Below are 7,250 nucleotides of genomic sequence, written 5' to 3'. Positions count from 1 at the left end.
GACGTGGTTCATGGCGTCCAGGTCGTTCGTACAGTGGCGCGCTCCACCTGGACGCCATGAACCACGCCCGCTCCACTGCGTGTGGGCCGACGGCGGACGGGATGGGAGCTGGGGTTGAGTAGTGGGCTGAGCAAGCTCGGTCGTCCCGATAAGGGCATCTCGGCCCATCAAGTTGAACCCACCTAACGGTTTCAATTGGCCCTATTACCTTGGCTCAATCTTTGAGAATAAACCACCACAGGCTCCACCACCCTGGGCCGCTGGCGCCGATTCCTTCAACCGCTCAGATAACTTCTTGCTGCCCCTGTTGGGGCTGGTCTAGTTGCTGCTCTCGCATGCGCTGCTCCGCCCGTAGCCCCTCAACGGTAGTAGCGAATGCCTCCATGTTCACTGCATCATCAACGATATTATACGGAGCGATGCCCAAATCGAGTGCGGTAATGTGCTGCTCCATATTATCCGCTGTCTGCTGAAGATTGAACGCCCTCTCGCGGGGCTTGAAATAGCCAGAAGCAGCGGTTACTACCGTAACGATAGACCCAAGAGCGATTAAGGCTCCTTTCGCAGGCTGAGGAGGGTCATACCAAGCCGTGACACCAGAAACTCCAGCCGAGCCAACAAAGAGCAGCCACTGCATGAAGAGATGCAGGCGGCGGTAGTGGCTAGACTCGGCCCGAAGTCGAGAAATCTCCCCAGGTAGGCGGTCCCTGTATGAAGATTGTCTATCGATTGCAGGAGGAGTCAACCTTCGCGCCTCTAGAATCCGGCGCTCTTCGGCCAATTCGAGATCGAGCTTTAGCTCTCTGAGTGACTTCCCGGCATCTCGCCAGAGTGATTCGGTGAATTCTACGACGAACTGAGCCACGGTGCATATACCAAGAAACATCACCACCCCACCAAAGATGTTGGCGAGAGCGCTGGGCGTTTCACTGTGCAGCCAGAAAAGGACCTTCGCAGCGGCCCCCGCAACCACCGAGATGAGCAAAAGAGCCGGAGTCCCGTAAAGCCCAGCAACTTGCAGGCGGCGATTCTTGATCCGCTGCTTGTAATCAGCAACGTCTCGGCGATATTTGATTAACACGTCAGTCGTACTCGCCTCGACAGAGGGTATTTCGAGCGCCATCAGGTTCCCTCCTCCTTTGGGTGTAGCGAAGTCCTGGGTAATGATATGCGGCAACTAATCTCGGCGTGGGTGCTTATTCGAAGGTTGAGGCAGGGGAATCTGTGCGGAACAGCGCTGCACGGCTCCGTCTTCAAGCTCGAACGCGGCCCTAACTGACCGAGCCAGGGACGAGCGCGACAGCAGTGCCCAAGCCCGTAGTTCTTTGCTTGCTGAAGCTGCCCGCCGCCTCCGGCAACGGAACCATGTCTTCCTGATCTTTACGGGCGTACGTTGCTCGCATGCCTAGATTTGCCGACTTTGACGCCTCGTCGCTGCGCCGCTCCAGCGATCAAGATCATTTCCCTTGGTCTGCCCGGACCCTCACGCTCATACGCATCAGCGCCCAAGGAGTCGTGGCCCAGGCCACTAGCGACAGCGAGAAGCGTCGGCTCCTTGACGAAGCTACGAAGAAGGACATGATCCTCGCGGCATGGCCGGGCCAGTGGCGCCAAGACGTGTTCTGGGTCGACGACATCAAGGCTGCTCGCGCCGCTCTCTGAGAGACGAGCACCGAGTGTCTAACTGCGTGACAACCGCGACGCACACCCGCGAACAACCGGGGACGTCAGCGGACCATCAACGCAGGTGACAGGCACAGCAGTCCAAGGACAGTAAGCGTCCCCAATTGCTTCGGGACGAAGGGGTCGTGGGTTCAAACCCCGCCACCCGACAGTGAATACCAGGTCAGCGGGCAGCCCGGCCGCCGACCAGCAGATAGATCTTGCTGGTCAGCGTGCCGGTGTCCGCTCCCGCTCGGAATCGGCATCGAGGGACACACGCAGGTCCTCGGTGGCCGCCTCCACCAAGTCGTTCGTAGCGCCGTACAGCAGGCGGATGCGCTGTGACAGGCCGTCGCTTGTTGTTCCGTCGTCAGACCTTTTTTTGGCGGCGGCGACGCTCTGGCTCAGCAGGCCCGCAGTCCGCCGCGCAGAACGACGCAGTGTGTGCGCCGCCGTGATGACGGCCTCGCCCCCTACTAGCTGAACGTCCGCCACCTGGGCGTGGATCGCGTCTTGTAGCTCGTCGAGGCGGGTCCACAGTTCGAGCGCGCCCTTGGGGTCTTTTCGGTCGTGCAGCCTGGACGCCGCCTCCGTGAGCGTGGCCGCAATCTGGAAGCCGAGGTGCACCAGCGCCGCGTAGGCCTGACGTCGCTCTTGGCGAAGCCACTTCCAGCGCTCCTCGGTGACCCGGTCTCGCTCGCGCTGCCGCTCCTCGCGGGACCGCCGTTGCTCTCGGTACTCCGCGAACGCCGCAGTGATCAGGACGCCTGCGAGCGTCGCAGACGCGGTGATCAGGTACGGCGCGATGCTCGTTCCCCCAGCTGCCATGGCGAGGATGTTGCCACAGTAGGCCAGGCGTGCCGCCTGACGGGTTGGCTGGTGTCCCTGGAGTGAGGGAGGAGTTAGGCCGGCCACGGCGAGCCATCCCGAAATGACCTCAGCTTCCCAAGTTGAGAGCGCGGTTCGCAGAGATGGGTGCAGCTCAGAGACCAAAATGAGCCGCTCGGCTGTCCCCTTCTAGCTACCCTCGCGTCACGAGGGACAGGGGGACGTATGCGTGCGACGGACCAGGAGAAGGCTCACATCAGGGCCTACGTCGAGGGCCAGGCCCACGAGAAGGTCGTGCATCTAGAGAAGGCCGCCTCTGAACTGGTGGGCCCGGTACGGCACGACATCTGGGACGTGCACTGTGAAGACAGCCGATGGTGGGTCGTAACCAACAGCACGAATCTGTACAACCAACTGGACTTCAAGAGCCGGGACGTGGTCCTGACCTTCCACGTCGGACTCATGCTTCGGATGTCCTACCTCCAAGAACGACAGGTGCCACTCGCACCCGATGAAGCTGATCTTCTACCAGGCTCATGGCGTCGGTGGGAGCAGGCGTTCGAGGCTTACGACAGTGGAGATGAGGCCGAGAACTTCCAAGCTGTAGGCATGCGTCTTCGCGAGTGCTTGGTTTCCTTCGTTGGAGAGACGCGTTCGGATCAACTGGTACCGGCCGGCAAGGAGCGGCCGAAGGATGCCGACTTCCGGGCGTGGTCTGAGTTGCTGGCCAACTTCCTGGCCGCCGGTGCCTCCGCTACAAAGCTTCGCTCGTATCTGAAGAAGGTCGCTGGTGAGACCTGGGAGTACGTCAACTGGTTGACCCACGCGAAGCGAGCAGTGCGGATGGATGCTGAGATCGGTCTGAAGGCCGTTGAGCACCTGTTGGGGGTCTTCACGGCCGCGCGCGTCCGGCTCGGCAATTCCGTCAAGCGTTGTGACGAGTGTGAGTCCTACAACGTGGTGGCAGGGACCTGCACGCATTGCGGGTGGGTAGACGAGAGCTACCAGCCGCCTGAGTTCAAGCCGCTGTCAGATGAAGAGCGGGAGAGGCGTCTGGCGACCCCATGTACGCCAAGCTCTGACATCTCGACGTTCATGAGTCCTGACGATCTTCTGCGCCGGGAGGCGACGAACAGCCGGGCCGTCTCTGGGCCGTCCGAAGTGACTCAAGAGCACTCACCAACGGCCAACAATGACAGTAGCTGAGCCAGCCTGTCGTCACCTGACCAGCAAAATCCCAGCTTCCCAAGATCCCCGGCAAGAACCAAGGTAAGAAGAAGTAACCCCCTCTCTCTGCCTTGGCCCCTGGGGCGTGCCGAACACGGCACGCCCCAGGGGCTTATTGGCAACTGCCACGCGCGCGTGCGCCGTTGATGCGCCCGCCGTGCTGGGCATGCAATGGGGGAAGGGCTCCACCGTGGGGCCCCGTCGAGGAGGGAACATCATGGCCGCCGACTCCCCGAAGCCGATCCAGAGCCCGCAAGCACCCGTCGAAGTGAGCCGACCAGTACCGGAGTTGGTGCTGCTCGGAGCCTGTGGATGCGGCTCGGGCTGCGGCTGCGGCTGCCAGTCGGGCGCGCCGTGCCAGTGCGGGGGTTCCTGCTGAGAGCAGGCATCGAGTGACAGAAGGGCCCCGCGCGGGCAGTCGCGCGGGGCCCTCGTCCTGGTACGGGCGGGCGTACCGGCTGGCGTACGGTCAGGCGCTCTCCACCGACTGGGGCTGCGTCTGCACCTCGTCCGCGTGCTCGCCCGTCACCAGGTAGACGACCCGCTTGGCCACCGACACCGCGTGGTCCGCGAAGCGCTCGTAGTAGCGGCCGAGCAGCGTCACGTCGACCGCCGTCTCGATGCCGTGCTTCCACTTCTCGTCCATCAGGTGCTGGAAGAGCGTGCGGTGCAGCAGGTCCATCTCGTCGTCGTCCTGCTCCAGCTGCATCGCCAGGTCGACGTCCTTGGTGATGATGACCTCGGCCGCCTTCGCCATCAGGCGCTGCGCGAGCTGGCCCATCTCCAGGATCGTCGCGTGCAGGTCGTGCGGGACCGCCCGCTCCGGGAAGCGGAGGCGGGCCAGCTTCGCGACGTGCTGCGCCAGGTCGCCGCTGCGCTCCAGGTCCGCGCTCATCCGGAGCGAGGTGACGACGATGCGCAGGTCCGTGGCGACGGGCTGCTGGCGGGCCAGCAGGGCTATGGCCCGCGCCTCCAGCTCGTGCTGCAGATCGTCCACCTTCTGGTCGGCGGCGATCACGGTCTCGGCGAGCTTCAGATCGGCGTCGAGCATGGCCGTGGTGGCGCGCCCGATCGCCGACCCGACAAGACGGGCCATCTCGACCAGGCCCTCGCCGATCGAGTCAAGTTCCTCGTGGTACGCGTCACGCATGCGGCGTTCCCTCTCTGTACCTGGCTACGTATGGAACCCGGACGGCCCCACGCTCCCACGATCCGTCCTGTACGCGTCCGAATCCGGCACCACAAGTGAATCGACCCCGTACCCAAGGTGAACTCTGGGCGACGAGTGTTCGAGCTGCCACTCGGATGGCTGTGGAGGAGTGCTCGGTGCCGCATAACCTGAAGACATGGACGTGAACGCGGCGGTCGCCGCAGCGGCAGCGATCGCCGGAGTGTGCACCGGTGTCATCGCCATGCTGGCGTTTCGCTGGAGCGAGCGCGACCAGAAACGCCCCACCCGCACCTCCCTGCACATGGACCCGGTCCTGCCGCCCGGCGTCGACACCGTGCTCTCCGTGCTCCGCTCCTCCGCCGTCGTCCTCGACGAGGCGGACAGCGTGGTCAAGGCCAGCTCGGCGGCGTACGCCCTCGGTCTCGTACGCGGCGGGAAGCTCGCGGTCGAACCGATGCTGCAGATGGCCCGCGACACCCGGCGGGACGGGGAGATACGCCAGGTCGAGCTGGATCTGCCACGACGGGGGACCGGCCGCGGCGACGCCCTCGCGGTGTCCGCCCGCGTCGCCCCGCTCGGCTCCCGGCTCGTGCTGCTGCTCGTCGAGGACCTCACCGAGGCCCGCCGCATCGAGGCCGTACGGCGCGACTTCGTCGCCAACGTGAGCCATGAGCTCAAGACCCCCGTGGGCGCGCTCTCGCTGCTCTCCGAGGCCGTCATGGACGCAGCCGACGACCCGGAGGCCGTGGAGCGGTTCGCCGGGCGCATGCAGAACGAGGCGACCCGGCTCACCAGCCTCGTACAGGAGCTCATCGATCTGTCGCGGGTGCAGAACGACGACCCGCTGGAGGACTCCGAGCCGGTGCGCGTCGACGAACTCGTCGCCGAGGCCATCGACCGCTGCCGCCAGCCCGCCGCGTCGAAGCAGATCACGATGGCCGCCGGAGGCACCGCCGACCTGCGGGTCTGGGGCAACCGGGGGCAGCTCGCCGCCGCCCTCGGCAACCTCGTCGAGAACGCCGTCAACTACTCGCCGGCCCGTACGCGCGTGGGGATAGCCGCCCGCCGCGTCCCGGCGGGCGGCGGCGACCGCATCGAGATAGCCGTCACCGACCAGGGCATCGGCATCTCCGAGAAGGACAAGGAGCGCGTCTTCGAGCGCTTCTACCGCGTCGACCCGGCCCGCTCGCGCGCGACCGGCGGCACGGGCCTCGGCCTCGCCATCGTCAAGCACGTGGCGGCCTCGCACGGCGGCGAGGTGAGCGTGTGGAGCTCCGAGGGACAGGGCTCCACCTTCACGCTGCGGCTGCCCGAGGCGGCCTCGACCCGCGCCTCACGTTCGACCCAGACCAAGACATCCCGCACCAGTGGCCCCGGAGACGTACGCGACGAAGACGACGCACACGGGCCCGACGACACAACCGCATACGAATCCATTCCTGCCACTCCTGCCGCCCCGGAGGTCCTTCCGTGACCCGAGTGCTTGTCGTAGAGGACGAGGAGTCCTTCTCCGACGCCTTGTCCTACATGCTCCGCAAAGAGGGCTTCGAGGTCGCCATCGCGGCCACCGGGCCCGACGGCCTCGACGAGTTCGAGCGCAACGGCGCGGACCTCGTCCTGCTCGACCTGATGCTGCCGGGCCTGCCCGGCACCGAGGTCTGCCGCCAGCTGCGCGGCCGTTCCAACGTCCCGGTCATCATGGTGACCGCCAAGGACAGCGAGATCGACAAGGTCGTCGGCCTGGAAATAGGAGCCGACGACTACGTCACCAAGCCGTTCTCCTCGCGTGAGCTGGTCGCCCGGATCCGGGCCGTCCTGCGCCGCCACGGGGAGCCGGAGGAGGTCGCGCCGCAGGCCCTGGAAGCCGGGCCCGTCCGCATGGACGTCGACCGTCACGTGGTGACGGTGGGCGGCGGCAAGGTCGACCTGCCGCTCAAGGAGTTCGACCTCCTGGAGATGCTGCTGCGCAACGCCGGGCGTGTGCTGACCCGTATGCAGCTCATCGACCGGGTGTGGGGTGCGGACTACGTGGGCGACACCAAGACGCTCGACGTCCACGTGAAGCGCCTCCGCGCCAAGATCGAGCCGGATCCCGGGGCGCCGAGATACCTGGTCACGGTGCGCGGCCTCGGCTACAAGTTCGAGCCGTAAACCGCTTATCAAGCCCCGCCGGCGTTTCCCATCAAGCCCCGCCGGCGATTGAGGCGCGGGGGCCGGGGCGGAGCCCCGCGACGTCGAGCACGGATGGCGTCACATGGCGGAGGGGGGGGCCCCCCCCCGGGCCCCCCCCCCCCCCCCCCAAACGGGGGGGCCCCCCCCCCCCCCCCCCGCCAAAAAAACCGGACAACAAACCAAGAAAAAA

The 7,250-nt window shown here is 65.5% G+C and carries 7 protein-coding genes; 4 read left to right on the top strand and 3 right to left on the bottom strand.

The window, feature by feature from the left end; genetic code table 11:
• Window positions 1–283: 283 nt before the first annotated feature.
• Window positions 284–1,123 carry an SLATT domain-containing protein gene (locus ACWD2L_RS40655; RefSeq protein WP_351345637.1) on the bottom strand — a complete coding sequence of 280 codons (840 nt, stop codon included), beginning with the start codon at window positions 1,121–1,123 and terminating at the stop codon, window positions 284–286.
• Window positions 1,124–1,515: 392 nt separating this feature from the next.
• On the opposite strand from ACWD2L_RS40655, the gene ACWD2L_RS40650 reads away from it, so the two are divergent.
• A complete protein-coding gene (locus ACWD2L_RS40650) occupies window positions 1,516–1,662 on the top strand; it encodes a hypothetical protein (protein WP_351345634.1) in 147 nt (48 codons plus the stop codon).
• Window positions 1,663–1,890: 228 nt separating this feature from the next.
• Here ACWD2L_RS40650 and ACWD2L_RS40645 read toward each other — a convergent pair whose 3' ends face one another.
• Window positions 1,891–2,490: a hypothetical protein gene (locus tag ACWD2L_RS40645; protein WP_351345631.1), complete on the bottom strand. Its 600-nt coding sequence runs from the start codon at window positions 2,488–2,490 to the stop codon at window positions 1,891–1,893.
• Window positions 2,491–2,715: 225 nt separating this feature from the next.
• Here ACWD2L_RS40645 and ACWD2L_RS40640 point away from each other — a divergent pair, with 225 nt between their 5' ends.
• Entirely contained in the window at window positions 2,716–3,696 is a 981-nt protein-coding gene (locus ACWD2L_RS40640; RefSeq protein ID WP_351345628.1) for a hypothetical protein, read from the top strand.
• Between the two features lie 490 nt (window positions 3,697–4,186).
• Here ACWD2L_RS40640 and phoU read toward each other — a convergent pair whose 3' ends face one another.
• Entirely contained in the window at window positions 4,187–4,867 is a 681-nt protein-coding gene (phoU, locus tag ACWD2L_RS40635) for a phosphate signaling complex protein PhoU (RefSeq protein ID WP_351345625.1), read from the bottom strand.
• 196 nt (window positions 4,868–5,063) lie between these two features.
• Between phoU and ACWD2L_RS40630 the strand changes: the two genes are divergently transcribed.
• Both ACWD2L_RS40630 and ACWD2L_RS40625 read left to right on the top strand, forming a co-directional pair.
• Window positions 5,064–6,362, top strand: coding sequence for a sensor histidine kinase (locus tag ACWD2L_RS40630; RefSeq protein WP_351345622.1), 1,299 nt, complete (start codon window positions 5,064–5,066; stop codon window positions 6,360–6,362).
• Window positions 6,359–7,039 (top strand): response regulator transcription factor, encoded by a 681-nt coding sequence (locus tag ACWD2L_RS40625; protein WP_306321454.1) that lies wholly within the window; start codon window positions 6,359–6,361, stop codon window positions 7,037–7,039. Before ACWD2L_RS40630 ends, ACWD2L_RS40625 begins: the two co-directional genes overlap by 4 nt.
• Window positions 7,040–7,250: the final 211 nt, after the last annotated feature.

This window comes from Streptomyces sp. NPDC002754 (assembly GCF_053592315.1).
The sequence above is the reverse complement of the archived record's forward strand: the minus strand, read 5'-3'. Positions and strand labels throughout refer to the sequence as shown.